This window comes from Salinarimonas chemoclinalis (genome assembly GCF_041514305.1).
GTDB lineage: Bacteria > Pseudomonadota > Alphaproteobacteria > Rhizobiales > Beijerinckiaceae > Salinarimonas > Salinarimonas chemoclinalis.
In genome coordinates this window covers 105,470-128,987 of the sequence record NZ_JBGMWH010000001.1, presented here as the reverse complement: position 1 = coordinate 128,987, position 23,518 = coordinate 105,470, and the positions used below count along the sequence as shown (strand labels likewise).

At 73.7% G+C, this 23,518-nt stretch carries 25 protein-coding genes; 16 read left to right on the top strand and 9 right to left on the bottom strand.

Annotated features, from left to right (window positions below):
• Positions 1-5 precede the first annotated feature (5 nt).
• Genes AB9M23_RS00635 through AB9M23_RS00615 form a run of 5 tightly spaced genes read left to right on the top strand, consistent with a single transcriptional unit; the run spans position 6 to position 5,088 of the window.
• Positions 6-836: a purine-nucleoside phosphorylase gene (locus AB9M23_RS00635; protein WP_372422590.1), complete on the top strand. Its 831-nt coding sequence runs from the start codon at positions 6-8 to the stop codon at positions 834-836.
• A complete protein-coding gene (gene deoC, locus AB9M23_RS00630; RefSeq protein WP_372421627.1) occupies positions 833-1,642 on the top strand; it encodes a deoxyribose-phosphate aldolase in 810 nt (269 codons plus the stop codon). Before AB9M23_RS00635 ends, deoC begins: the two co-directional genes overlap by 4 nt.
• A 1-nt stretch (position 1,643) precedes the next feature.
• Positions 1,644-2,975: a thymidine phosphorylase gene (gene deoA, locus AB9M23_RS00625; RefSeq protein WP_372421625.1), complete on the top strand. Its 1,332-nt coding sequence runs from the start codon at positions 1,644-1,646 to the stop codon at positions 2,973-2,975.
• 3 nt (positions 2,976-2,978) lie between these two features.
• Positions 2,979-3,923, top strand: a complete 945-nt coding sequence (locus tag AB9M23_RS00620; protein WP_372421623.1) for a 2-hydroxyacid dehydrogenase — start codon at positions 2,979-2,981, stop codon at positions 3,921-3,923.
• Between the two features lie 55 nt (positions 3,924-3,978).
• Complete coding sequence (locus AB9M23_RS00615; RefSeq protein WP_372421621.1) at positions 3,979-5,088, top strand: zinc-binding metallopeptidase family protein; 1,110 nt, start codon at positions 3,979-3,981, stop codon at positions 5,086-5,088.
• On the opposite strand, the gene AB9M23_RS00610 is transcribed toward AB9M23_RS00615, so the two are convergent.
• Positions 5,077-6,429, bottom strand: coding sequence for an ATP-binding protein (locus AB9M23_RS00610; RefSeq protein WP_372422588.1), 1,353 nt, complete (start codon positions 6,427-6,429; stop codon positions 5,077-5,079). The genes AB9M23_RS00615 and AB9M23_RS00610 overlap by 12 nt on opposite strands.
• 47 nt (positions 6,430-6,476) lie before the next feature.
• Positions 6,477-7,523, bottom strand: coding sequence for a lysylphosphatidylglycerol synthase domain-containing protein (locus AB9M23_RS00605; RefSeq protein WP_372421620.1), 1,047 nt, complete (start codon positions 7,521-7,523; stop codon positions 6,477-6,479).
• Between the two features lie 235 nt (positions 7,524-7,758).
• On the opposite strand from AB9M23_RS00605, the gene AB9M23_RS00600 reads away from it, so the two are divergent.
• Together AB9M23_RS00600 and AB9M23_RS00595 are read left to right on the top strand one after the other, a co-directional pair.
• Entirely contained in the window at positions 7,759-9,144 is a 1,386-nt protein-coding gene (locus AB9M23_RS00600; RefSeq protein WP_372421618.1) for a malonyl-CoA decarboxylase, read from the top strand.
• 153 nt (positions 9,145-9,297) lie between these two features.
• Positions 9,298-9,555, top strand: coding sequence for a hypothetical protein (locus AB9M23_RS00595; RefSeq protein WP_372421616.1), 258 nt, complete (start codon positions 9,298-9,300; stop codon positions 9,553-9,555).
• 182 nt (positions 9,556-9,737) lie between these two features.
• Here the strand turns inward: AB9M23_RS00595 and AB9M23_RS00590 are convergent, their stop codons facing one another.
• Genes AB9M23_RS00590 through AB9M23_RS00580 form a run of 3 tightly spaced genes read right to left on the bottom strand, consistent with a single transcriptional unit; the run spans position 9,738 to position 11,558 of the window.
• The gene (locus AB9M23_RS00590) at positions 9,738-10,103 is read right to left on the bottom strand and encodes a response regulator (protein ID WP_372421614.1); all 366 of its coding nucleotides are present in this window, start codon (positions 10,101-10,103) and stop codon (positions 9,738-9,740) included.
• Positions 10,104-10,115: 12 nt separating this feature from the next.
• Complete coding sequence (hpt, locus tag AB9M23_RS00585) at positions 10,116-10,679, bottom strand: hypoxanthine phosphoribosyltransferase (RefSeq protein WP_372421612.1); 564 nt, start codon at positions 10,677-10,679, stop codon at positions 10,116-10,118.
• Positions 10,680-10,724: 45 nt separating this feature from the next.
• Positions 10,725-11,558, bottom strand: coding sequence for a zinc-ribbon domain-containing protein (locus AB9M23_RS00580; RefSeq protein WP_372421610.1), 834 nt, complete (start codon positions 11,556-11,558; stop codon positions 10,725-10,727).
• Between the two features lie 153 nt (positions 11,559-11,711).
• Here AB9M23_RS00580 and ftsE point away from each other — a divergent pair, with 153 nt between their 5' ends.
• From ftsE to AB9M23_RS00540, 8 genes are all read left to right on the top strand, one after another.
• On the top strand, positions 11,712-12,377 hold the full coding sequence (ftsE, locus tag AB9M23_RS00575) for a cell division ATP-binding protein FtsE (RefSeq protein WP_372422586.1): 666 nt from the start codon (positions 11,712-11,714) through the stop codon (positions 12,375-12,377).
• An 8-nt stretch (positions 12,378-12,385) separates the two neighbouring features.
• Positions 12,386-13,471 (top strand): cell division protein FtsX, encoded by a 1,086-nt coding sequence (locus AB9M23_RS00570; protein ID WP_372421608.1) that lies wholly within the window; start codon positions 12,386-12,388, stop codon positions 13,469-13,471.
• Between the two features lie 136 nt (positions 13,472-13,607).
• Positions 13,608-14,294 carry a YdcF family protein gene (locus AB9M23_RS00565; protein WP_372421606.1) on the top strand — a complete coding sequence of 229 codons (687 nt, stop codon included), beginning with the start codon at positions 13,608-13,610 and terminating at the stop codon, positions 14,292-14,294.
• 66 nt (positions 14,295-14,360) lie between these two features.
• Positions 14,361-15,152, top strand: a complete 792-nt coding sequence (locus AB9M23_RS00560; protein ID WP_372421604.1) for a lysophospholipid acyltransferase family protein — start codon at positions 14,361-14,363, stop codon at positions 15,150-15,152.
• A gap of 131 nt (positions 15,153-15,283) precedes the next feature.
• The gene (locus tag AB9M23_RS00555) at positions 15,284-16,546 is read left to right on the top strand and encodes an extracellular solute-binding protein (protein WP_372421602.1); all 1,263 of its coding nucleotides are present in this window, start codon (positions 15,284-15,286) and stop codon (positions 16,544-16,546) included.
• Positions 16,546-17,433 carry a carbohydrate ABC transporter permease gene (locus tag AB9M23_RS00550; protein ID WP_372421601.1) on the top strand — a complete coding sequence of 296 codons (888 nt, stop codon included), beginning with the start codon at positions 16,546-16,548 and terminating at the stop codon, positions 17,431-17,433. The genes AB9M23_RS00555 and AB9M23_RS00550 overlap by 1 nt, the downstream gene beginning before the upstream one ends.
• The gene (locus AB9M23_RS00545) at positions 17,426-18,268 is read left to right on the top strand and encodes a carbohydrate ABC transporter permease (RefSeq protein WP_372421599.1); all 843 of its coding nucleotides are present in this window, start codon (positions 17,426-17,428) and stop codon (positions 18,266-18,268) included. Before AB9M23_RS00550 ends, AB9M23_RS00545 begins: the two co-directional genes overlap by 8 nt.
• Before the next feature lie 2 nt (positions 18,269-18,270).
• On the top strand, positions 18,271-19,089 hold the full coding sequence (locus AB9M23_RS00540; protein ID WP_372421598.1) for a PfkB family carbohydrate kinase: 819 nt from the start codon (positions 18,271-18,273) through the stop codon (positions 19,087-19,089).
• A 9-nt stretch (positions 19,090-19,098) separates the two neighbouring features.
• On the opposite strand, the gene purQ is transcribed toward AB9M23_RS00540, so the two are convergent.
• The 3 genes from purQ to AB9M23_RS00525 all read right to left on the bottom strand — a co-directional run bounded on the left by purQ (position 19,099) and on the right by AB9M23_RS00525 (position 20,669).
• Positions 19,099-19,785 carry a phosphoribosylformylglycinamidine synthase subunit PurQ gene (gene purQ, locus AB9M23_RS00535; RefSeq protein WP_372421596.1) on the bottom strand — a complete coding sequence of 229 codons (687 nt, stop codon included), beginning with the start codon at positions 19,783-19,785 and terminating at the stop codon, positions 19,099-19,101.
• A complete protein-coding gene (gene purS, locus AB9M23_RS00530; RefSeq protein ID WP_372422584.1) occupies positions 19,785-20,024 on the bottom strand; it encodes a phosphoribosylformylglycinamidine synthase subunit PurS in 240 nt (79 codons plus the stop codon). The genes purQ and purS overlap by 1 nt, the downstream gene beginning before the upstream one ends.
• Positions 20,025-20,108: 84 nt before the next feature.
• Entirely contained in the window at positions 20,109-20,669 is a 561-nt protein-coding gene (locus tag AB9M23_RS00525) for a hypothetical protein (protein ID WP_372421594.1), read from the bottom strand.
• Between the two features lie 143 nt (positions 20,670-20,812).
• Here AB9M23_RS00525 and AB9M23_RS00520 point away from each other — a divergent pair, with 143 nt between their 5' ends.
• Complete coding sequence (locus AB9M23_RS00520; protein ID WP_372421592.1) at positions 20,813-22,369, top strand: phospholipase D-like domain-containing protein; 1,557 nt, start codon at positions 20,813-20,815, stop codon at positions 22,367-22,369.
• Between the two features lie 78 nt (positions 22,370-22,447).
• Here the strand turns inward: AB9M23_RS00520 and AB9M23_RS00515 are convergent, their stop codons facing one another.
• Positions 22,448-23,494: a MaoC/PaaZ C-terminal domain-containing protein gene (locus tag AB9M23_RS00515; protein ID WP_372421590.1), complete on the bottom strand. Its 1,047-nt coding sequence runs from the start codon at positions 23,492-23,494 to the stop codon at positions 22,448-22,450.
• Between the last annotated feature and the right edge of the window lie 24 nt (positions 23,495-23,518).

Genomic DNA, 23,518 nt, shown 5'->3' with positions numbered 1-23,518 from the left:
AGCGCATCGCCGAGGCGGTGGCGGCGATCCGCGCGGGCGGCATCGACGACGGCGATGCCGCAGGCCCCTTCGCCTGCGCCATGGTGCTGGGCACGGGCCTCGGCCCGCTCGCCGACAAGCTCGAGGATGCGGTCGCGATCCCCTTCGGCGACATCCCCCACTTCCCGAGGAGCGGCGTCTCCGGCCACAAGGGCCGACTCGTGGCGGGGCTGCTCGAGGGCCGGCGCGTGCTCGCGCTGCAGGGGCGCGCGCATTACTACGAGCACGGCGACCCCGCGGTGATGCGCGTCGCCATCGGCGCGATCACGCGGCTCGGCGCGCCCCCGCTGCTGCTCACCAACGCCGCCGGCTCGACGCGCCTCGACATCCGCCCGCCGGCGCTCGTCGCCATCTCCGACCACATCAGCCTGTTCGGCGTGAACCCCCTCGTCGGCGAGAGCGACGACGCGCGCTTCGTGCCGATGACCGACGCCTACGACCCGGCTCTGCGCGAGACGCTCGCGCGCGCCGCGGCGAAGGCGGGCGTCGGGCTGCACGAGGGCGTCTATCTCTGGGCGCCCGGCCCGGCCTTCGAGACGCCCGCCGAGATCCGCATGGCGCAGACGCTGGGGGCGGATCTCGTGGGCATGTCCACCGTTCCCGAAACCATCCTCGCGCGCTTCTACGGGCTTCGTGTCGCGGGGCTCTCCACCGTGACCAACCTCGCGGCGGGGCTGGAGGGGGCCAACCCGAGTCACGCGGAGACGAAGGAGGTCGGCGGCGAGGCCGGCCCGATGCTGGAGCGCCTCGTGCGCGCCTACGTCTCCCTCCTCGACCGACCAGGCGACGGATCATGAGCGACACGACCTCCTCGGATGCGGACTTCGCGCGGCGCGCGATCGCCCTCACCGACCTGACGAACCTGGACGACGCCTGCACCGAGGGCGCGATCGACGCGCTCTGCGCCAAGGCGAAGGGCGATCCGGCGAGAGGCGGCGACGCCGTCCCGCCGGTCGCCGCCGTGTGCGTCTGGCCGCAATTCATCGGTCGCGCCAAGGCGGCGCTGCGCGGCAGCGGCGTGCGGGTCGCGACCGTCGTCAACTTCCCGACCGGCGCCGAGGACGTCGAGCGCGTGGTCGAGCAGACCCGCGAGGCCCTGCGCGACGGGGCCGATGAGATCGACCTCGTGCTCCCCTACGAGGCGTTCCTCGCCGGCGACGAGGACGCGGCGCGCGGCATGCTCGTCGCCGTGCGCGAGCGCGTGCCGAGGGAGCGCGTGCTCAAGGTGATCCTCGAGACCGGCGCGCTGAAGGACGAAAGAGCCATCCGCCGCGCGAGCGGGCTCGCCATCGCCGAGGGCGCAGACTTCGTGAAGACCTCCACCGGCAAGACCGCGGTCTCGGCGACGCCGAAGGCCGCGCGGATCATGCTGGAGACGATCGCCGCCGCGCCCGGCGGGAGGCGCGTGGGCCTCAAGCCCTCGGGCGGCATCCGCACGCTCGAGCAGGCGCGGGCCTATCTCGATCTCGCCGACGAGATCATGGGCGCGGGCTGGGCGACCCCCGAGACGTTCCGCTTCGGCGCGAGCGGGCTGCACGGCGCCCTCGTCGCCGCGCTCGACGGATCCGGCGGGGCGCCCGCGCCCCAGGGCGGGAGCTACTGAGATGACGCTGCTTCCGCAAGAGATCATCCGCGTCAAGCGCGACGGCGGCACCCTGCCGGCCGCCGACATCGAGGCCTTCGTCGCCGGCCTCGTCGACGGGCGCGTCGGCGAGGGCCAGGCGGCGGCGCTCGCCATGGCGATCTACTTCAACGGGCTCTCGCTCGACGAGCGGGTGGCGCTCACCCGCGCCATGATGGCGTCGGGCGAGGTGCTGAGCTGGGACCTGCCCGGGCCGGTGCTCGACAAGCATTCCACCGGCGGCGTCGGCGATTGCGTCTCGCTGCCGCTCGGCCCGGCGGTCGCCGCCTGCGGCGGCTTCGTTCCGATGATCTCGGGCCGCGGGCTCGGCCACACCGGCGGCACGCTCGACAAGCTCGATTCCGTGCCCGGCTACCGTACGCAGCCCGACATCGAGACCTTCCGGCGCGTGGTGCGCGAGACGGGCTGCGCCATCATCGGCCAGACCGCCGACCTCGCCCCCGCCGACAAGCGCCTCTACGCCATCCGCGACGTGACGGCGACGGTGGAGAGCCTCGACCTCATCACCGCCTCCATCCTCTCCAAGAAGCTCGCCGCCGGCCTCCAGGGCCTGGCGATGGACGTGAAGGTGGGCTCGGGCGCCTTCATGGTGGCGCGGGAGGACGCCCGCGCGCTCGCCGAAAGTCTCGTCGCGGTGGCGAACGGAGCGGGCCTGAAGACCCACGCGATCCTCACCGACATGGACCAGCCGCTGGCGTCGGCCGCCGGAAACGCGGTCGAGGTCTCCTATTGCATCGACTACCTCACCGGCCGGCGCCGCGAGCCGCGCTTCCACGCGGTCACCGTCGCGCTCGGCGCGGAGATGCTGCTCATCGGCGGCCTCGCCGCCGGCCGCGAGGCCGGGGCGGCGATGATGGAGGAGGCGGTCTCCTCCGGCCGCGCGGCGGAAGCCTTCGCGAAGATGGTCGCGGCGCTCGGCGGCCCGGCGGACATCCTGGAGCGGCCGCAGGCGCATCTCGCGGCGAGCGCGGTGACGATCCCGGTCCACGCCGAGACCTCCGGCACGGTGACGCGCATCGAGACCCGCGCGGTCGGCATGGCCGTGGTCGCGCTCGGCGGCGGGCGCGCGCGCGCCGAGGACACGATCGACCCCGCGGTGGGCCTGACGGGGCTGGCGGCCGTCGGCGACGCCGTCGACCCGAGCCGCCCGCTCGCCCTCGTCCATGCCCGCGACGCGGCCTCCGCCGAGGCGGCGGCCCGGGCGGTGCGCGCGGCCTACCATGTCGGCGATGGTCCCGCGGCGGGCAACGAACCGATCGTCGAGCGGGTGGTCTCGGAGCAGGTGGAGCGCTGATCCATGTCGATCCTCGTCGCCATCGAGGGCTGGGACGTCGCCTCCTGGGTGGAGCGCTTCCAGGGCCTCTTCCCGGAGCGCAAGGTCGTCACCCTCGACGAACCCTTCGACCGCCGCGAGGTGCACTACGTCGTCTCCTGGAAGCACCCGCACGGCGCACTCTCGGGCCTGCCGAACCTCGCCGCGGTGTTCTCGCTCGGCGCCGGCGTCGACCACATCGTGAGCGACCCGCGCCTGCCGGACGCACCGGTGGTGCGCGTCGTCGACGAGGACCTCACCACCCGCATGAGCGAGTACGTGGTGCTCCACGCGCTGGCCCACCTGCGGCAGCTGCCGCGCTACCTGGCGCAGCAGCGCGCGGGCACATGGGAGGACGACCGCGTCCAGCCCGCCGCGCGGGACGTGCGGGTGGGCGTGATGGGGCTCGGCGAGCTCGGCCGCGACGCGGCGGCGAAGCTGCTGGTGATGGGCTTTCCGGTCGCCGGCTGGTCCCGGAGCGGGCGCGCCGTCGACGGTGTCGAGACCTTCGCCGGCGAGGCGGGGCTCGACGCCTTTCTCGCGCGCACCGACATCCTCGTCGTGCTCCTCCCGCTCACCGACGCGACCCGCGGCATCCTGAATCTCGACCTCTTCGGCAAGCTCGCGCAGGACGGCGCGCTCGGCGGCCCGGTGCTGATCAACGCCGGGCGCGGCGGGCTCCAGGTCGAGGGCGACATCCTCGCCGCTCTCGAATCCGGCGTGCTGAAGTCGGCCTCCCTCGACGTGTTCGAGACGGAGCCCCTGCCGGCCGACAGCCCGCTCTGGGCGCATCCGCGGGTGATCGTCACGCCCCACAACGCCGCCATGAGCCATCCCGACACGATCTCCCGGCTCATCGCCGATCAGATCCGCCGCGTCGAGGCCGGCGGCGCGCTGACGAACGTGGTGGACCCGGGCGCGGGGTACTAGGGTTGTCTGCGCGCGCCCGGACGATCCCGTCCGCGGCCCACGGGAACGAACCCTCATGAAGCTCTTCGCCTGCACCGTCTGCGGCGCGCCGCTCCAGTTCGAGGACGCCGCCTGCCCCAGCTGCAACGCCCGGCTCGGGTTCCTGACGCGGGAGCGCCGGCTCGTCGCGGTGCGCCTCGCGGACGAGGGCTGGTCGCCGGTGGGCGAGGCGGGCGCGCGCTACCGCTTCTGCGCCAACGCCGCCTACGGCGCCTGCACCTGGCTCGTCGCGGAGACCCCGGATCCGGAAGCGAGCCGCTTCTGCACCGCCTGCCGCCACAACCGCACCATCCCCGACCTGACGCAGGACCAGAACCTCGCCCGCTGGCGCAAGCTGGAGGCGGCCAAGAAGCGCCTGTTCTACACGCTGATGAGCCTCGACCTGCCGCTGACCCTGCGCCCGGACGATCCCGCCGGGCTCGCCTTCGACTTCCTGGCCGACCAACCCGCCACCGGCGCGGCCGGCGTGATGACCGGCCACGCCGACGGTCTCGTCACGATCGCCATCGCGGAGGCCGACGACAGCGAGCGCGAGGCGCGCCGCAGCGCCATGGGCGAGCCCTACCGCACGCTGCTCGGCCACCTGCGCCACGAGGTGGGGCACTACTACTGGACGAAGCTCGTCGAGGAGCCGAACGCCCTCGACGGCTTCCGCACCCTGTTCGGCGACGAGCGGACCGACTACGGCGCGGCGCTCCAGCGCCACTACTCGGAGGGTCCGCCGCCGGACTGGGCCGAGCGGCACGTCAGCGCCTATGCGACGGCGCATCCGTGGGAGGACTGGGCGGAGACCTTCGCGCACTATCTGCACATGGTCGACACGCTGGAGACCGCCTCCGCCTTCGGCCTGCGGCTGCGCCCCCGGGCGTCCGGCGGGGAGACGCTCGCGGAGGACCTCTCGACCACGGTCGCGTTCGATCCGCATCGGGAGGGCTCGCTCGCGCGGCTCGTCGACGCCTGGGGTCCGCTCACCTTCGCCGTCAACGCACTCAACCGCTCGATGGGTCAGAGCGACCTCTACCCCTTCATCCTCGCCCCGGCGGCGGTGGAGAAGCTCGGCTTCGTGCACGCCCGCGTGCGCGCGGTCGGAGCCGGCTCCGGCGCGGACGCCGCCTCACTCGGCTGAGACGGCCGGCGTGCGTACCGCCTCCACGGCCAGCGCCGGGAAGTCGACGGCGAACAGCGCCCCCTCCCCCGGCGTGCTCTCGATCGTCAGCCGTCCCCGGTGGCGCGCCACGATGTGCTTGACGATGGCGAGCCCGAGCCCGGTCCCGCCCTTCTCGCGGCTCGCCGCGACGTCGACGCGGTAGAACCGCTCGGTGAGGCGCGGCAGGTGCTCGGGGGCGATGCCGGGTCCGTGGTCGCGCACCGCGAGCCGCACGGTCTCGCCGGCCTCCGCGGCACGGCGCGAGACGTCGACCTCGACGCGACCGCCCCCGTCGCCGTACTTGACCGCGTTCTCGACGAGGTTCTCGACGACGCGCAGCAGCTCGTCGCGCTCGCCGGCGATGAGCGCGGCCTCGGCCGGCCCCGAGAAGGCGAGCTCGACGCCACGCTCGCGGGCCAGGGGCGCGAGCGTGTCGAGCATCTGGCGGGTGGCGGCGGCGACGTCCAGCGGCGTCTGCGGGGCGACGTGGGCGCGCAGCTCGATCCGCGAGAGCGAGAGCAGGTCGTCGATCAGCCGCCTCATCCGCTGCGCCTGCACGCGCATGATCTCCAGGAAGCGCTCGCGCGCCGCGGCGTCGTTCTTCGCGGGTCCCTGCAGCGTCTCGACGAAGCCGAGCAGCGAGGAGAGCGGCGTACGCAGCTCGTGGCTGACGTTCGCGACGAAGTCGACGCGCATGGTCTCGAGCCGGCGCGCCGAGGTGAGGTCGCGGAAGTAGAGCACGAGGCTCTGCTGGCGCGGCGGCGGCGGGGCGACGTCGACGGCGTCGCCTCCGGGCCTGTCCGCCTCGAGATCGAGCGGGCCGATCAGCACCTCGAAGACGCGCTCCGTCGGCACGCGCTCGGCGTACTCGACCCGCACCCGCTCGCCGGTGCGCAGCGCCTCCTCGACCCCGTCGAGCACCTGCGGCGCGCGCAGGGCGAAGGAGAGCGGATGGCCGAGCCGAAGCCCCGGCAGCAGCTCGCGGGCGGCGCCGTTCACCTCGCGCACGACGACGCGCCGGTCGACCATGACGACGGGATCCGGAATGTTGGCGAGCAGCGCCTCGACGACGGCGAGGCGCCGGCCGGCCGCGACGAGCTTCTTCACGCGCCGCGCCTGGACGCGTTCCCCCACCGCGATCGCCGCCGCCGCCACGGCGACGGGGATCGCGACCACGAGCCAGAAGTTGACGCCCTCGGTGGCGGCGGCGACGAGGAACAGGAGCCCCGTGGCGATGAGCGCGCCGGACGCGACCGCCCGCCGAGAGGCACGCTCGCGCGCGCCGCCGGCCTCGTCCCCGTCCTCGCCGTGGCGCTCCATGGCAGCCTCGTCGCCGATCGTGCCGTCGGGCGGCGTCGAAGGGGGCGTCACGCCAGCGGCTCCTCGGGCTCGAGGACGCTGCGCAGGGCCTTCGCCCGCCGGGTGATCTCGTAGGCGCCGAGCAGGGCCAGCGCCACCACGAAAGGTAGGAAGTAGTAGCAGATTCGGAAGAGCAGGAGCGCGCCGAGGACCTGCTCGCGCGGCAGCGCGGAGAGCGCCAGCAGCATCGTCGCCTCGAACACGCCGAGCCCGCCCGGCGCGTGCGAGGCGATGCCCAGCATCACCGCGACGACGTAGATCGCGAGGAACAGCTCGAAATCGATCCCGTGCCCCGCCGGCAGCAGCACGTAGAGCACCGCGCTCGCCGCGCAGACCTCGGCCGCGCCGATCATCGATTGCCCGAGCGAGAGCCGGAAGCCGGGCAGCTCGAGCCGCCAGCCCTGGATCGTCACCGCCCGCCGCTTGAGCGAGACGAAGATCATGTACGCGACGAGCGCGACGCCGACGCCGATGCCCACGAGGTTCACGAGCGCGAGCCCCACCCGCGTCAGGGCCGCCACCGCGCCCGCCTCGGCGAGCAGCGTCCAGGTGAGGACGAGGCCCATGCCGAGCCAGAAGGTGATCCCGGCGATGACGGTGAGGCTCGCCACCCGGCTCGCCCGCAGGCCCTTGGGCGCGTAGATCCAGTAGCGCACGGTCCCGCCGGTGAGCAGCGGGAAGCCCAGGTTGAAGCTCACGGCGTAGCTCGCGAAGGAGGCGAGCGCCGTCGTGCGGTAGGGCACGCGCAGCCGCAGCTGCTTGAGCGCCAGCGCGTCGTAGCAGGTCAGGAGCAGGTAGCTCAGCGTCGCGAAGCCGATCGCCGCCCAGAGCTGCTCGGCGCTCGCGGCGACGAAGGCGCGCTTGAGCTCGGCCCAGTCGAGATCCGAGACGACGTGCCACAGGAAGGCGAGCGAGCCCGCGAACAGCAGGAGCCCGAGCGCCGTGCCGATCCAGGCGAAGCGGCGCGAGCCCTGCGGCATGCGGTTCACCGCGCCCGCGACGGCCGTCGCGGCCGGCCCGTCGTGCCGGTCGTCGGGGTGGGTCTCGTCGCTCATTCGCGTCCGGGCGCTCGTCTCTCGCCGTCCGACGCGGGCGATCGCGACGCCGGAGGATGGCCTCGGGCGAGACATAGGCCGGGCGCGGGCGGCTTGCAATCCGCCCGGCTCCCGACGCGGCGCGCGCCGGTCTCGTGTCGTCCGAATCGAGGAAGCGCCTCCCGGTCGGCCCCGTGGCGGCGGCGCACGCTCTCCCCTATCCTCACCCCGGGCGGCTGGGACGACGGAGAGGCCGATGGCCGGCGGCACGATCTCGTTCTTCACCGACATGCTCCAGGGCATCGCCGAGCGCGGGCGCTCGCTCGTCTCGGGCGGTCGCGCGGAGCCGCGCAGCGCCCCGGCGCTCGCGGCGCTGGCCGAGGAGCTGCTCTCGGGGGCGGGCGAGGCGACGAGCGTGGCGCGCGCGGGGGACCTGCTCGCGGCCTACGCGGCGGCGCCGCTCGCGGTGCGCCGCGGCTTCCTCGCGCTGCTGGCGAGCGGCTTCGGCCCCGTGGAGGCGCGCATCGCGCACGCCATCGAGGCGTACGCCCAGGCGCCCGGGCCGCGCACGGCGATGGCGCTCCACCTCGCCGCCGAGCCGCGTCGGCAGGACCTGTTCCGCAAGCTCAACCGCGCCCCCGGCGGCACGCTCGCGCTCGTGCGCATGCGCGAGGACGTGCTCGCCGCCATGCCCGAGGAGCCGGCGCTGGCGGACGTCGACGCGGACTTCCGGCATCTGTTCGCCTCCTGGTTCAACCGCGGCTTCCTGACCCTGCGCCGGATCGACTGGACGAGCCCGGCCAACGTGCTCGAGAAGATCGTCGCCTACGAGGCGGTCCACCGGATCGAGAACCTGGAGGACCTGAAGGGCCGTCTCGCCCCCTCCGACCGGCGGCTCTACGCCTTCTTCCACCCCGCGCTCGCCGACGAGCCGCTGATCTTCGTCGAGGTGGCGCTCTGCCGCGAGATCCCGGGTGCGATCGGCTCGATCCTGGCGGCCGGGCGCACGCCGCTGCCCGCCGACGCCGCGACGACCGCGGCCTTCTACGCCATCTCGAATTGCCAGACGGGGCTCGCCGGGGTCACCTTCGGCTCCTTCCTGATCAAGCAGGTGGTGGAGGAACTCCGGCGCGACCTGCCGTCCCTGCGTACCTTCGCGACGCTCTCGCCCGTGCCCGGGTTCGCCGCCTGGCTGCGCGGGCGGATCGCCGACGGGGCGGACCCGGCGCTGACGAAGGAGGAGCGCGCCGTCCTCGCGGAGCGCTGGCGCGAGGGCTTCGAGGCGGACGAGGACGCCCGCGAGGCCCTGCGCGAGCCGCTGCGCGCCGCCTGCGCCACCTATCTCGCCCGCGTGCGCGGCTCCTCCGGCAAGCCGCTCGACCCGGTGGCGCGCTTCCATCTCGGCAACGGCGCCCGGCTCGAGCGGGTGCACGCCTTCGCCGACCTCTCCCCGCGCGGCCTCGCCCAGGCCGCCGGCACGATGGTGAACTACCTCTACGACCTCGATTCCATCGAGCGGAACCACGAGGCCTACGCCGAGCGCGGCGAGGTCGCGGTTTCGGGCGAGGTGCGGCGTCTCGCCAAGCCCGCGCGCCTCCTCGACGCCCACGCCCGGCGCGAGGCGACGCAGCCGCCGGGATGAGGGAGGAGAGCCGTCTCCGGCGCGCCGCGCGGGTTTTCCACGCATCGCCGCGATTCCGTTAACCCTTTCGTAAACGCTCCCTGTCCGGGGCGCGGCGAATCTCATAGGGTCCTGCCCCATGCCGCGACGACGGGCGGCGGGACCGGACGGGCGATGAACCAGCAACCACGACACGACGAACAGGACGAACTCGCCGCGGCGGAGAAGCGCTACGCGCTCGATCTGCTCGCGGAGGCGTTCGCGGAGGGGCGGATCGAGGGCCTCGACCCGGACTGCCTCGCCCACGCGGCGATCTTCTCGGGCTTCGAGGAGCTGGTCTCCACCTACGGCGAGGACGCGGCGGCCGCCTACGCCGAGAGCCTGGTCGACCGCATCCGCTCGGGAGGGTTCTCGACCGCGCTGCGGCATTGAGGACACTCCTCCCCCATCGGGGGAGGTGGATCGGCGGCGAAGCCGACGAGACGGAGGGGGTGCGCCGAAAGGCGCTTCGGCGAAGCCGAAATCTCCGCCGGCGTCGAGCCGAGGAACCCCGCCCCTGATCCGCTGCGCGGATCTTCCCCGCCCCGATGGGGCGGGAGCCGCCACGCCCGCCCTCACCCCGCCAGAGCCTTCGCCACCGCGTCGCGGACGTCCTGGAGCGAGAACGGCTTCGTCAGGACGTCCGTGACGATGGCCTCGAGGTTGCGGGCGCGCTCGCGCTGCTCCGCGTAGCCGGTCATCAGCAGGACGACGAGGTCCGGCTTCTCGCGCTTGGCCGAGAGCGCGAGCGCGATGCCGTCCATGATCGGCATGCGGATGTCGGTGAGCAGGAGGTCGTAGGCCGCGCCCTCCTCCGTCAGCATCTCCAGCGCGTCCGCGCCGTTCTCGGCGGTGTCGACGGCGTGGCCGTCGAGCGCGAGGCCGCGGGCGAGGAAGCCGCGTACGGGCTCCTCGTCGTCCACGAGCAGGATCTTCGCCATCGCGGGCCTCCCTCAGGTCGGCTCGAACAGGTCCGGCGCGGTCGAGGCGGTGTCGATCACGCCGACGAAGGGCAATTGGCGATAGGAGTGGGCGATGTCCATGCCGTAGCCCACGACGAACATGTCCGGGCAGCGGAAGCCGACGAAGTCCGCGTCGATGTGCACGGCGCGCTTGCCGGGCTTCTCCAGCAGCACGGCGCTGAGCACGCGCTTGGCGCCGCGCGCGGCGAGGAGGTCCTTGGCGAAGACGAGCGTGCGGCCCGACTCGAGGATGTCGTCGACGAGCAGCACGTCGCGTCCCTCGATCGCGCTCTCGACGTCGCGCAGGATCGCCACCTGGCCCGACGACACCGTCCCCGTGCGATAGCTCGACAGGTGCATGAACTCGACCTGCGGCGCGAGCCCGGCCCGGTGCAGCGCCCGGATCAGGTCGGCGGCGAACATGAAGCTGCCCTTGAGGACCGCCACGACGAGCAGGTCCTTGGGCGCGGCGGCGACGATGTCGGCAGCGAGCTCCTCGCAGCGCCTGGCGATCGTCGTCTCGTCGAACAGCACGCGCACGCGTGATTCGGGCATGTCGGGACCTTCTCTCCAGGGGCTCGCTCTTCGGGAACGCGCCCGTCAGGGGCTCGCGCCGGCCATCGTCGCGCCCGAAGCGGGCGCAAATCGGACCAATACTTGCCGCGCTTCGGCCGGCGGCGCAACGAGCCTCGCGCGAAAGGGCGTCGTCTCGCCCGGCGCGAGATCCCCGCGGGGCGGCTCGATGGTCCAGGAATAGAGCGCCGTGTGCGTCTCGTCGCGCAGCGAGATGGCGAGCGGCGGGACGTCGCGGCGCCCGCCGGCGACGTTGGTGAGCATGCCCTCGACCTCGAGCACGCGCTCCCCGTTCTCCTCGAAGCGCCGCGAGACGACCTCGCCGATCGCGACCCCGCGCAGGTTCACCTCGAGCCCGACGATGCGGTAGAGCCCGGCCGTGTCGGGCACGGCGCGCACCACGCTCTCGCGCGCGAGGATCGCCCCGACGAGCAGCGCGACGGCGAGGAGCGCGAGGACCGGCGCGCTCGCGAGCCGGCGGCCGAGACCGCCGAGGAGATGCGCGCCGCGCTCGCGGAGCGCCGTGCGCGCCGCGGCGGCGGAGGGCCGCGTCCGGCGCGACTGGGCGTCCACGACGAGATCGCGCTCGGCCCCGGCGTCGTCGCCCTCCTCCGGGTCGCGGTCGTCGAATCCCCCGGCCATGGCGAAGGCGGCGTCGACGTCGTCCTGGCCCCCGAGCCCCGGCTCGGCCGGGAGAGCCTCCTGTGGCGGGGCGTCGTAGATCAGCTCGTCCGTCTCCGGCTCGGCCTCGGCGAAGAAGGTCGCCTTGCACGAGGCGCAACGCACCGTCCGCCCGGTCGGCCTCAAATGCGCCGGGTCGATGACGTATTCGCTTGCGCAGGACGGACAGGTGATCAGCATGGCGAATCAGGTGGCGCCCGCTCCGGCGGGACGCGGAAGCGGTTCCCCATTGGCGAAGGTTTCGGTTAAGGGCGCGTGAAGGGCGAATTCGACCACCCCGAGGACGAGGACGACGATGCCCCGCCGCCGGCGCTCGACGCCGACGCGGAGGACATCCCCGTCGTGCATTTCGAGAACGTGGGCGTGCGCTACGGGCTCGGGTCCGAGGTCCTGCGCGACCTCACCTTCTCGATCGGCCCGCGCTCGTTCCAGTTCCTCACCGGACCCTCGGGCGCGGGCAAGACGACGCTCCTTCGGCTGATGCTGATGTCGGTCGCGCCCACGCGCGGGCTCGTCACCATCTTCGGCGAGGAGGTGAGCCGCATCGACAAGGATCGCCTGACCGAGCTGCGCCGGCGCATGGGCGTCGTCTTCCAGGACTTCCGCCTGCTCGACCACCTCACCCTCTACGAGAACGTCGCGCTGCCGCTGCGCGTCCAGGGCCGCGAGGACGCGACCTACCGCGCCGAGGTCACGGAACTCCTCGACTGGGTCGGCCTCGGCCGGCGCATGCACGTGATGCCCCCCGTGCTCTCGGGCGGCGAGAAACAGCGCGCGGCGATCGCGCGCGCACTGATCACCCGCCCCGAGCTGCTGCTCGCCGACGAGCCCACCGGCAACGTCGATCCCGGGCTCGCCCGCCGGCTGCTGCGCCTGTTCATCGAGCTCAACCGGCTCGGCACCTCCGTCGTCATCGCCACCCACGACCTCTCCCTGATGGATCTCGTCGACGCGCGCCGCCTGGTGCTCGGCGACGGCCATCTGCACATCGACGAGTAGGACGCCGCATGCGCCCCCCGCATCGCCCCGACCCGTTCGAGCCCGATCCGCGCGACGACGATCCCGGCGGCCACGATCCGTTCGGGGACGATCGCTTCGCGGGCGATCGGTTCGGGGAGCCCGCCCCGCTGGCGATCGGGCACGGCGCGCCGCGGGCGACGGTGCTCGAGCCCTCCTCGGTCGCCGCCCCGTCGCTCACCCGGGACGCGCCGCTCGTGCCGGTCGATTCCGCCGCGAGCCGGGCGCTGATGGCCGTGATCGCCATCCTCACCTTCCTCGCCGCGCTCTGCGCCGGCGCCGCCGAGATCGTCGCCGCCAATTCCGCCGCCTGGCGGGCGAGCGTGGCGCGCGAGGCGACGATCCAGATCCGCCCACGCCCGCAGATCGACGTCGAGGCGCTGGTCGCGCAGGCGGCGGCGCTGGCGCGCGCCACGCCCGGTGTCGCGAATGCCGAGCCCTATTCCGCCGAGCGCTCGGCGCAGCTGCTCGAGCCGTGGCTCGGCGCCGGGCTCGATCTCGGGGAGCTGCCCGTGCCGCGCCTCGTCGTGGTGCGGCTCGAGCCCGGCGCCGACCCGGACTTCACCGCGCTGCGCGCATCGCTCGCCGACATCCCCGGCGCGAGCCTCGACGATCACGGGCAATGGATCGCCCGGCTCTCGGCGATGGCGAACACCGTGGTGGCGGTCGGCGTCGCGCTCGTCGTTCTCGTCCTCGCCGCCGCCGGCCTCGCCGTCACCTTCGCCACCCGCGGCGCCATGGCGGGCAACCGCGACATCGTCGAGGTGCTCCACTACGTCGGCGCCGACGACGCCTTCATCGCCCGCGAGTTCCAGAACCGCTTCCTGCGCATGGGGCTGAAGGGCGGAGCCGTGGGCGGCGGGCTCGCGGTGGTGCTGTTCGCGCTGTTCGGCTGGCTCTCGGAGCGTTGGCGCGCCTCCCCCGCCGGGGACCAGATCGAGGCCCTGTTCGGCGGCTTCGAAGTGGGCTGGCGCGGGGCGGCGGTGATCGTCGTCATCGCGCTCGGCGTCGCCGGCGTGACCGCGCTCGTGTCCGGCGTCGCCGTGCGGCGCATCCTGTCGGGCGATTCGGAATGAGCGCGCACCAATCGGCTCCGCCGTCACCGGGTCGCCGCAATCCGCGCTATGCTGGGGCCTCGACATGGCTCGGCAGGCGCGCATGGCAGAGGCGGGCGTCGCACCCGCAGGCTTCGACGGGAGGGAGGCGGTTCCGATGACGCCTCCTCGCCGCCGCTCGCTCGCTCGCCGCGTGGCCGGGACGCTGCTTTGCGCCGGCGTCCTCGCGACCGTCGCGGCGGCGCTCGGCTTCCTCGTCTTCGTCGCGACCCTCGAGCGCCACATGGTCGAGCCCGCCCCCGCGGACGCCATCGTCGCCCTCACGGGCGGCTCGCAGCGCGTCACGGACGCCCTCGACCTCTTGGCCCGCGGCAAGGGCGACCGGCTCCTGATCTCCGGCGTGCACGAGACGACCACCCTCGACGAGATCGCGCGGCTCAACCCGGACCACGCGCGCCTCCTCTCCTGCTGCGTCGACCTCGACCATCGCGCCCGCAACACGATCGGCAACGCGATCGAGACGCGTCGCTGGGCGGCTGAGCGCGGGGTCGGCTCACTCATCGTCGTCACCTCCAACTACCATATGCCGCGCACGCTGCTCGAGCTCGCGAACGCCTCGCCGGACCTGGACGTGACCCCCTACGCGGTCGCGCCCGCCAACCTCGACACGTCCGCTTGGTGGTACGAGCCCAACGCCGCGCGGCTGCTGGCGGTCGAGTACCTCAAGTTCCTGGCGGTGTGGCTGCGCACGGCGGTGGAGGGCGACCCCGAGCGTTCGCCGGCGGCGCACATGATGAGCGGCTTCCAGCGGCCGGTCGCGCCGGCGCTCGCCGCGGCGATTTGATTCGGCGGCGCCAGTCGCTAGAAGGGCGCGACACACGCCGCTCGCCGCTCGCCGCCGAAAGCCCCCATGCTCGTCCTGCGCTCGCTCGCCTTCAACACGCTCTACTACACGAACCTCATCGTCTGCATGATCGTCGCACTGCCGACGCTGGCGATGCCGCGCAGCGTGTTCCGCGACGTGGCGAAGGTATGGGCACGCTCGTCGCTCTGGCTCCTGCGCGTGGTGGCGGGGACGCGGGTCTCCTGGCGCGGGCTCCAGAACGTCCCGCCGGGCGGGCTCCTCGTCGCGTCGAAGCACCAGTCGCTGTGGGAGACCTTCGCGCTCCTCACCATCCTCGACGACCCGGCCTACGTGCTCAAGCGCGAGCTGATGTGGATCCCGTTCTTCGGCTGGTACGCCTGGAAGGCGCGCTCCGTGCCGGTGAACCGGAAGGGGCGTTCGGCGGCCCTCGCCGACCTCGCGATCAAGGCCGAGCAGGCGATCGCGTCCGGGCGGCAGGTGATCCTGTTTCCCGAGGGCACCCGTCGCGCGCCCGGCGCGGAACCGGCCTACAAGTGGGGGATCGTCCACCTCTACGACCGGCTGAACGTGCCGGTCCTGCCGATCGCACTCAATTCGGGTGTCTACTGGCCGCGCCGCAAGTTCCTGCGCCGCCCGGGCACCATCGTCGTGGAGGTGTTGCCGCCGATCCCGCCGGGCAAGCCGAAGGAGGCGTTCTTCGCCGAGCTGCAGGAGGCGATCGAGACGGCCTCGAACCGTCTCCTGGCGGAAGGCCGCGGCGCGCTCGTGCGGGAGGGCATGCCCCAGCCGGCCGACGAGCGGCCGGGCGCTCCGCTCGACGGCCGACACCAGGGTTGACCCGCGGCTGCGGCGCCCGCGCGGGTGCGCAAGAATAATTGGGTCGTGAGCCAACTATAATCTCATGTCATAGCATTGTCGCCGACGCGGGCTAGTGGCGGCGGGGTCCCGCACGAATGGAGGTCCCCGCCATGCCTTGCACGCGCCTTTCCCGCCGCACGCTCCTCGCCGGGCTCGCCGCCGGCGTCGCCGCCCCGGCGGTGCTGAGGGCCACCGGCGCTCGCGCCAGCGACGCCCGCATCGTCGTCTCCAGCAACTTCGGCCCCGAGACCGCCTTCCAGGCCGTCGTCGACGCGTTCAACGCGAAGGGCCTCGGCGTCGCGGTGGAGAACCGCTTCGACGGGAACTACGAGGAAGCGACCGCCAAGACCCTCGCGGCGGTCTCCGCCGGCCGGCCTCCGGCCCTGATGACCACCGGCTGGAAGTTCGGCTACTACGCGAAGCGCACGCTCGGCGCCCGCGACCTGCGCGAGATCGACGCCGCCCGCGCCGAAGCGCTGATCGGCAACTTCGTGCCGTCGGTCCACACGCTGGTCACGGTCGACGATGCGCTGATCGGCGTACCGTGGGCGATGTCGACGCCGATCACGTTCATCAACATGGAGCATTGGCGCGCCGCCGGTCTCGACGAGGCGATCCCCGAGGAGATCGACACCGACTGGCTCTACGAGCGCGCCCGCGCGCTCCAGGCCGCGCTCGGCGGTGGGGCGCATCCGAGCTTCCGCTCGCCGCTCGCCCTCTCCAACAACGAGTGGACGAGCCAGTCCTTCGTCCAGAACGCCGGCGGCGCCGTCATCGACGAGGCCGGCGCGGTCGGCCTCGCCCGGCCGGAATCGATCGCCGGCATGGAGCTGTTCTGCGTCCCGGCGCACGAGGGGCTCTGGATCCCCGTCGGCAGCCGCGAGCAGGACGCCGCCTTCATCGCGGGCGCGCTCTCGATCGTGACGACGAGCTCGACGCGGGTGATCAACTACCCGCAGGCGGCGCCCTTCGAGGTGGCGACGACCCGCTTCCCGGGCGTGCCCGGCCGCCCCCGGCGGATGAACAGCGGCGGCAACTTCCTCGCCGTCTACGCCCGCGAGGCGGAGCAGGCGCAGGCCGCGATGACCTTCCTCGAGTTCTGCGGCTCGCAGGAAGGCCAAGACCTGTGGTCGGGCGTGGGCTACCTGAACTCGTCCGTTCACGACGTCGCGGCGCCGACCCCGCTGATCGCGCCGGCGCAGGCGCAGCTCGCCGACGGGCTGACCGCGGAGACGATCTGGCCCGGCACGCGCGGGTTCGAGGCGCAGAACGCCTGGCGCAATGCCGTCTCGCGCATGCTGGAGCGGGTCGATCCGGTCCCCGTCGCGATGGCGCGGGCGCAGGACGAGGTCGCCGCGCTGATCGCGGCCTGATGGACGCCGCAGACCGGCGCGCGCTCTCGACGGCGGGGCTCGTCGCCCCCGCCGTCCTCGCGGTCGCCGCCTTCCTCTACCTCCCGATCGCCGCGTCGGGCCTGCTCGCGGTCCTCGACTATCACCCGGCGACGCAGACCTTCCGCTTCGCCGGGCTCGCCAACATCGCCGCCGTGCTCGGCGGCGACGCCTTCGGCCGGGCGGCCTGGAACACGCTCGTCTACTGCCTGGTGCTCGTGCCCGCACAGGTTCTGGTGCCGCTGGCGCTGGCGCTGGGGCTGCGCGAGATCGCCGGCTCGCGAACGGCGCCGGTCTACTACGCCTGCCTGTTCGCGCCGACCCTCGTCAGCTTCTCGGTGGCGGGCGCCGTGTGGCTGCCGCTGCTCAACCCGATCAACGGCGTCCTCAATGAGATGCTGACGGCGCTCGGCCTGCCGCCGTCGCGCTGGCACACGGATGCGCGCGCGGCGCTCTGGGTCGTCTCCCTCGTCGCGTTCTGGAAGACGTTCGGACTCAACCTCGTGCTCTGGTACGCGGCGCTGATGACGATCCCCAAGGAGCAGATCGAGGCCGCGCGGATCGACGGGGCGGGATTCTTCCGCCGCGTGCGCGACATCGACATCCCGCTGGCCTCGCCCACGGCCTTCTTCATCCTGGTGACGACCGTGTTCACCACGCTCGACGACATCGTCGGGATCATCGACGTGCTCACCGGCGGCGGTCCCTTCGAGCGCACCACCAACCTGCCCTACCTGCTCTGGCAGAGGGGGCTCGTGTTCTTCCAGTTCGGGCAGGCGAGCGTGATCGCGCTCGTGACGATCGCGATCGTGGCGATCCTCACCTGGGTGCAGTTCCGCTTCGTCGAGCGCAGGGTGACCTATGCGTGACGCCTCCCATGCCGGGCGCCGCGCGGCGGTCGCGCGCGCCCTCGTTCACGTGACGCTCGCCGGCGCCTCCCTGGCGACCGTCTTCCCGCTCGTGTGGATGCTCGCCGCCGCTTTCACACCGAACGACCTCATCCTCGCGCGCCCCTTCCGCCTCTGGCCCGAGAGCCCCACGCTCGCCAACTTCGCCGCCGCGGCCGACGCCTACCCGATCTGGCGGTGGCTGTGGAACTCGATCGTCGCCGCCGCGGCGGTCACCGCGGGCAAGCTCGCCCTGTCGCTGCCGGCCGCCTACGCCTTCGCCCGGGGGCGCCACCGCTGGCGCGACGCCGCGTTCGGCTTCGTGATCGTGACGATGGCGTTCCCGACGGTGATGGTGATCGTGCCGACCTACCTCGTCGTGGTCCGGCTCGGCGCGCTCGATTCGCTGCCGGCGCTGATCGTGCCGTCGATCCCCTACATCGGCTTCTACGTCTTCTTCTTCCGCCAGGCGATGAAGGCGCTGCCTTCGGAGATGTTCGAGGCGGCCAGCATCGACGGCGCCGGGTTCCTGCGCCAATTCGTCGACATCGCGCTCCCGAACGTCGCGCACGTGGTGCCCGCGCTCGCGGCCTTCGCCTTCCTGGGGGCGTGGAACATCTTCCTGTGGGGCCAGCTCACGCTCGGCAGCGTCGAGACGAAGACGCTCACGGTGGGCGTCGCGCTGTTCTCGGACATCGAGGGCGCGCAGTCGCTCTGGGGGCCCCTGATGGCGGTGAACTGCCTCGCGATCCTTCCCGTCCTCGTGGCCTTCCTCCTGGCGCGCCGCTCGATCGAGCGCGCCTTCGCGAGCCGCTGACCATGCGCATCCTCGTCGTCGCCAACGTCAATTGCGATCGCGTCCGGCTCCTCGACGAGCCGCTCCACGCGGGCGGGCGGCTCGCGGTCCGCGAGACCCGAGAGCGCACCGGCGGCGCCGGCTACCATGCCGCGGCGGCGATCGCCCGGCTCGGCGGCCGCGCGTGGCTCTCCACGAGTATCGCCGCGGACGAGCGCGGCACGCGCCTGGTCGCGGACGTCGCCGCGCGCGGGATCGAGACGACGGCGGTCGTCCGTGCCCATCCGGCGACGACGCCGCTCGAGATCCTGGTCGAGCCCGACGGGCAGCGCACGATCCTCTACCAGCCCGCGGCCGCGCCGCCGGCGATCTGGCCGGAACCGGGACGCCAGGCACCGTTCGACGCGATCTACGTCAACACCGCCGCGGCGATGCCCGGCGGGGCGACGGCGCTCGTCGGCGAGGGCGCGCCGGTCCTCGCGCAGGTTCCCGTGGTCGTCGGCGAGGGGACCCATCCCGCGCCCCTGCTCGTCTGCTCCGCGGACGAGCGTCCGGACCTGGGGCTCGCGGAGGTCTGGGCGCGCGCGGTGCGGGTCTCCGCGGGACGGGCGCAGCGGCTCGTCCTGACGGACGGGCCGCGCCCGATCCGAATCGTGGGGGACGGCCGGGTGCGCGAGACGATCGCCGTCGCGCCGATCGACGGCCTCGACACGACCGGAGCGGGAGACTTCTTCGCCGGAGCCCTCGCGCTGCGGCTCGCGTCCGGTCTCGCCCTGCCCGACGCCTGCGCAGCAGCCGCCCGCGACGCGGCGTCGCTGCTGCGGGCGCGCGAGACCTGGTGAGCCGCGCCGTCAGGCGGCGCGGGCGAGGCTCTCGAACAGGCCGAGCCCGTCGGTGCCTCCGACGAGGCCGTCCACCAGGTTCTCGGGGTGGGGCATCATGCCGAGCACCCGAGCGTTCTCCGACAGCACGCCGGCGATCGCCTCGATCGAGCCGTTGACGTTCGCGTCCGCCGCGAGCGCGCCCGCGGCGTCGCAGTAGCGGAAGGCGACGCGCTCCTCGCCCTCGAGCCGCGCGAGCGTGTCCGGATCGGCGAAGTAGGCGCCCTCGCCGTGGGCGATGCAGACGTCGATCGCCTGCCCCGGACGGTAGGCCGAGGTGAAGGGCGTGTCCGTGCGCTCGACGCGCAGGAACTGCCGGTGACAGAGGAAGCGCAGGTTCGCGTTTCGCATCAGGACGCCCGGCAGGAGGCCCGATTCGCACAGGATCTGGAAGCCGTTGCAGATGCCGAGCACGAGCCCGCCGCGGGCGGCGTGGCGGCGCACGGCGTCCATCGCCGGCGCACGCCCGGCGATCGCGCCGCAGCGCAGGTAGTCGCCGTAGGAGAAGCCGCCCGGCAGGACGGCGAGGTCGACGCCGGCGGGCAGCTCCGGCTCGGCGTGCCAGACCCGCTCGACGCTGGCGCCGGCGCGCACCAGGGCGCGCGCGACGTCGCCGTCGCGGTTGGAGCCGGGGAAGACGACGATCGCGGCGCGCATCAGACGAGCTCGACCCTGTAGTTCTCGATCACGGTGTTGGCGAGGAGCTTCTCGCAGGCGCGCTCCAGCTCGGCGCGCGCCGCCGCTTCGTCCGCCGCGGCGATCTCGACGTCGAACACCTTGCCCTGCCGCACGGACGCGACGCCCTCGATCCCGAGCGAGCCGAGCGCCCCCTCGATGGCCTTGCCCTGCGGATCGAGCACGCCGCTCTTGAGGGTGACGGTGACGCGGGCCTTGATCATTGCGCGGTCCTGGCTGTCGTGCGGGAGCGTGTGGCCACTCGCATAAAGGGCGCGCGCTCTGGGGGCAAGCACGCACGCGGGTCAGAACGCCTCCGCCGCCACCTGCCGCAGGGCCGCGTCCACCGCCGCCGCGTCGTCGCCGACGACGAGCGCGAGGCGCAGCTCGCCGCCCTCGTCGCGGGCGAGCGTCGCGCCGTGGGCCGTGCGGCCGGTCCCCGAGGCGACGAGCGAGATCGAGAAGCCGCGCAGGCCGTCGATCGCGAGCGGGCGGGTCTCGACCCGCGTGGTGACGGCGCGACGCGCCTCGCTCTCGTCGGCGCGGTCGCGCGCCGCGAGGAAGTCCGCGAGCCGCCGCGGGTCCGCGAGCACGGCGCGCGCCTCCCGCGCGGCCTCCCCCCGCAGGCGCAGGACGGAGACCATCAGCCGGTCGGGACACGCCGCGTCGATGCAGGCGGCGATGCCCTCGGGCTCGCCGCGATCGAGCGCGGACCAGCGGTCGAGCGGCAGGACGAGCCAGCCGGTCTCGTCCGGCAGCCCCGCCACGAGCCGAGGGCCGACGACGCAGCCGGCGAGCACGAGGGCCGCGACGACGGCGAGGGCCGCGGCCGCGTGGCGTGAGCCGGAGGTGGCGAATCGGCGCATCGGCATGGCGCGGAACACAAAGCACGGCGCGAACGGGGCCGCCAGACGGCCCCCGCGAGATTTCCCGCGACGCGGCCGCATGCCGCGCGCGATCCGAATCCGCCGCTCGGGCGTTTCCGATGCGCGCAGGAGCCCGGCTCGCGATGAACCAGAGACCCGTCATGCCCCATTTCGCCCAGGCCACCGCCGCCGAGGCGGGCGAGGACACCCTCTCGCGGGCGCTCACCCGCGTCCTCGCGGATCCGGGCGTGCCCGCGCGGCGTCTGCGGCTCCTGCGCGACGGCACGGAGAACTATCCCGCCTGGCTCGCGGCCATCCGGGGGGCGCGGGAGCGGATCGACTTCGAGAACTTCATCGTCGCCGACGACGAGACCGGCCGCACCTTCGCAGAGGCGCTGATCGAGCGGGCGCGGGCCGGCGTGCGGGTGCGGGTCCTCCACGACTGGCTCGGCTCGGCTGCGCGGGCCTCGCGCGACTACTGGCGCACGCTGATGGAGGCCGGCGTCGCGGTGCGGGTCTACGGGCCGCTGCGCCTGTCGCGGCCGGATTGGTTCGTGCGCGACCATCGCAAGCTCCTCGTCGTCGACGGGGAGACCGGCTTCGTTTCGGGCCTGTGCGTCTCCGACCACTGGACCGGCCGCGACGGGATCGCGCCCTGGCGGGACACCGGCGTCGCGCTGGCCGGCCCCGCCGCCGTAGCGGCGCTGCAGGTCGCCTTCGCCGAGACCTGGGAGGCGGCGACGCCCCGGCGCGGGTCGCCGGACGAGCGGCCCATCCCGGCGAGCCCGGTCCCGCCCGCGCACGGCGCATCCGCCGTCCCCGCGCCGACGGCGGCGGGCGAGCCCATCCGGGTGCGGGTCGTGCCCGGGCGCCCCGGCGACCGGCGCCTCTACCGGCTCGACCTCCTGGCGCTGGCGACCGCCCGCACGCGCGCATTCATCACAGACAGCTACTTCCTGCCCACCCGCGCCTATCGCGAGGCGCTGCTCGACGCCGCCCGCGGGGGCGTCGACGTGCGCCTGCTCGTGCCGGGCGCAAACGACGTGCCCACCCTCCCCGCCTTCGTGCGCACCGCCTATCGCGAGCTCATCGAGGCGGGCGTGCGCGTCTACGAGTGGTCCGGCCCGATGCTGCACGCCAAGACCGCGGTGTTCGACGGGCGCGTCTCCCGGGTCGGCTCGACGAACCTCAACCCGGCGAGCTGGTTCGGCAACTTCGAGATCGACGTCGTCGTCGACGACATGGGCTTCGGCGCCGCCATGGAGGCGATGTTCGCCGAGGATCTCGCCGGCGCGACCGAGATCGTGCTCGCCGACAAGCGCGGCGCGCCGCCGCTGCCGCGCCCCGTCGCCGTCGCGCCGCCGCCCGTCGGCTTCGCCGGGCGCTTCGCCCACGGCCGCTGGCGCGAGAGCGCCGCCTCGGTCGGGCGCGTGCTCGTCTCCGCGATCGCGCAGCGCGCGCCGCTCTCGCGGCTCGAGTCCGCCTCCGCGGCGACCCTCGCGGCCATGGCGGCGACGGGCGCGGTCGCCATCGCGCTGTGGCCGGGCATCGTCGGCTTCACGCTGTCGGTGACGCTCGGCTGGATCGCGCTGGCGCTCGTCGTCCGCCTGTTCCGAGAGCGTCGGCGGGGGCGCATCGCCGAGCGACGCCTCGCGGCGCAGACCCGTCGGCTGCTCGGCCGCCTGCGCCGGAGCGGCTGACGCCGCCGCCGCCGGGGGCATCTCCGCGGGCGCCCGGCGATCGTGCCCGGCGGCCGAGCCCGCAGCCGAGCCCGAGCGTCAGCCGCGTCCCCGCCAGAACACCGAGCCCTCGAAGGAGAGGACCGGCTCGCCGTGCTGGTTCACGCCCTCGTTGCGCTGTCGGACGATCCCCCAGCCCGGCCGCGAGGCCGAGGCACGCGCGTCCACGATGGTCGTCGCGAACGTGATCGTATCCCCCGCATAGACCGGCCGCGTCCAGGAGAGATCGCGAAAGCCCGGCGAGGCGCCGAGCGCGACCGGTGCCAGCCCCGCGCGCCGCGCCGCCTCCGCCTGGCGCGTTCGATGGTCGACCAGGGCGCGCATGAAGGCCGCCGTCGTGTGCCATCCCGACGCGCACAGGCCTCCGAAGCGGCTCGCGGCCGCGGCCGCGGCGTCGACGTGGAAGGCCTGCGGATCGAAGGCGCGGGCGAAGGTCTCGATCTCGTGCGCCGGGAAACGGCGGGTGCCGACCACCTCCCGCGTGCCGGGAACGAGGTCCTCGAAGGGCGGCAGCGGGACGGCCGCGTCCGGCTCCGGCGCGGCGACCTCGGGCGCGGCGACGCGCGCCATCGGCGCGGGCGGGGCCGCGCCGCGGCGGCCGAACAGGATCCAGTTCGTCTGCTCGAGCAACGGCGTACCGCCCTCGTCGGCGAGGTGGAAGCGGAAGCGCACGAGACCCATCTCGGGCTTCGACCGCGAGGCGCGGACCTCGAGCACCTCGTGCCCGCCCGCGATGCGCATTCCCGGCGGGATCGGCGCGCGCCAGCGCACCGCCTCGATCCCGGGTGCGCCGAGGGAGGCGGCCTCGAGCAGGAAGGCGTCGGCGATCGACCGCATCAGCAGCGCGCAGCCGTGCCAGCCCGACGCGATCAGGCGCCCCGCGAAGCTCTCGCGCGCCGCCGCGGCGTCGACGTGGAAGGGCTGCGGGTCCCAGTCGCGGGCGAAGGCGACGATCGCGGCCTCGTCGAGCACGATCGGCGCGTAGGCCATCGTGTCGCCGGGTCGGAAGTCCTCGAGGTGGGTGGGCGGCGGCGGCGGCATGATTCGGTCCGACGTGTTTCGATCCGGCACGAGGCGATCCGGCATGAGGCGATCCCGGCTGCGCTCCGC

Excerpts from the sequence above, each read along its gene's own strand:
- purQ (WP_372421596.1), bottom strand. The coding sequence starts at position 19,785 with ATGCGCGCCGCGATCGTCGTCTTCCCCGGCTCCAACCGCGACGGCGAC.
- AB9M23_RS00520 (WP_372421592.1), top strand. The coding sequence starts at position 20,813 with ATGAACCAGAGACCCGTCATGCCCCATTTCGCCCAGGCCACCGCCGCC.
- AB9M23_RS00555 (WP_372421602.1), top strand. The coding sequence starts at position 15,284 with ATGCCTTGCACGCGCCTTTCCCGCCGCACGCTCCTCGCCGGGCTCGCC.
- AB9M23_RS00525 (WP_372421594.1), bottom strand. The coding sequence starts at position 20,669 with ATGCGCCGATTCGCCACCTCCGGCTCACGCCACGCGGCCGCGGCCCTC.
- AB9M23_RS00615 (WP_372421621.1), top strand. The coding sequence starts at position 3,979 with ATGAAGCTCTTCGCCTGCACCGTCTGCGGCGCGCCGCTCCAGTTCGAG.
- AB9M23_RS00610 (WP_372422588.1), bottom strand. The coding sequence starts at position 6,429 with ATGGAGCGCCACGGCGAGGACGGGGACGAGGCCGGCGGCGCGCGCGAG.
- AB9M23_RS00580 (WP_372421610.1), bottom strand. The coding sequence starts at position 11,558 with ATGCTGATCACCTGTCCGTCCTGCGCAAGCGAATACGTCATCGACCCG.
- AB9M23_RS00545 (WP_372421599.1), top strand. The coding sequence starts at position 17,426 with ATGCGTGACGCCTCCCATGCCGGGCGCCGCGCGGCGGTCGCGCGCGCC.
- AB9M23_RS00570 (WP_372421608.1), top strand. The coding sequence starts at position 12,386 with ATGCGCCCCCCGCATCGCCCCGACCCGTTCGAGCCCGATCCGCGCGAC.
- AB9M23_RS00540 (WP_372421598.1), top strand. The coding sequence starts at position 18,271 with ATGCGCATCCTCGTCGTCGCCAACGTCAATTGCGATCGCGTCCGGCTC.
- AB9M23_RS00600 (WP_372421618.1), top strand. The coding sequence starts at position 7,759 with ATGGCCGGCGGCACGATCTCGTTCTTCACCGACATGCTCCAGGGCATC.
- hpt (WP_372421612.1), bottom strand. The coding sequence starts at position 10,679 with ATGCCCGAATCACGCGTGCGCGTGCTGTTCGACGAGACGACGATCGCC.
- AB9M23_RS00565 (WP_372421606.1), top strand. The coding sequence starts at position 13,608 with ATGACGCCTCCTCGCCGCCGCTCGCTCGCTCGCCGCGTGGCCGGGACG.
- AB9M23_RS00550 (WP_372421601.1), top strand. The coding sequence starts at position 16,546 with ATGGACGCCGCAGACCGGCGCGCGCTCTCGACGGCGGGGCTCGTCGCC.
- deoA (WP_372421625.1), top strand. The coding sequence starts at position 1,644 with ATGACGCTGCTTCCGCAAGAGATCATCCGCGTCAAGCGCGACGGCGGC.
- AB9M23_RS00605 (WP_372421620.1), bottom strand. The coding sequence starts at position 7,523 with ATGAGCGACGAGACCCACCCCGACGACCGGCACGACGGGCCGGCCGCG.
- AB9M23_RS00620 (WP_372421623.1), top strand. The coding sequence starts at position 2,979 with ATGTCGATCCTCGTCGCCATCGAGGGCTGGGACGTCGCCTCCTGGGTG.
- AB9M23_RS00515 (WP_372421590.1), bottom strand. The coding sequence starts at position 23,494 with ATGCCGGATCGCCTCGTGCCGGATCGAAACACGTCGGACCGAATCATG.
- AB9M23_RS00590 (WP_372421614.1), bottom strand. The coding sequence starts at position 10,103 with ATGGCGAAGATCCTGCTCGTGGACGACGAGGAGCCCGTACGCGGCTTC.
- AB9M23_RS00560 (WP_372421604.1), top strand. The coding sequence starts at position 14,361 with ATGCTCGTCCTGCGCTCGCTCGCCTTCAACACGCTCTACTACACGAAC.
- deoC (WP_372421627.1), top strand. The coding sequence starts at position 833 with ATGAGCGACACGACCTCCTCGGATGCGGACTTCGCGCGGCGCGCGATC.
- AB9M23_RS00595 (WP_372421616.1), top strand. The coding sequence starts at position 9,298 with ATGAACCAGCAACCACGACACGACGAACAGGACGAACTCGCCGCGGCG.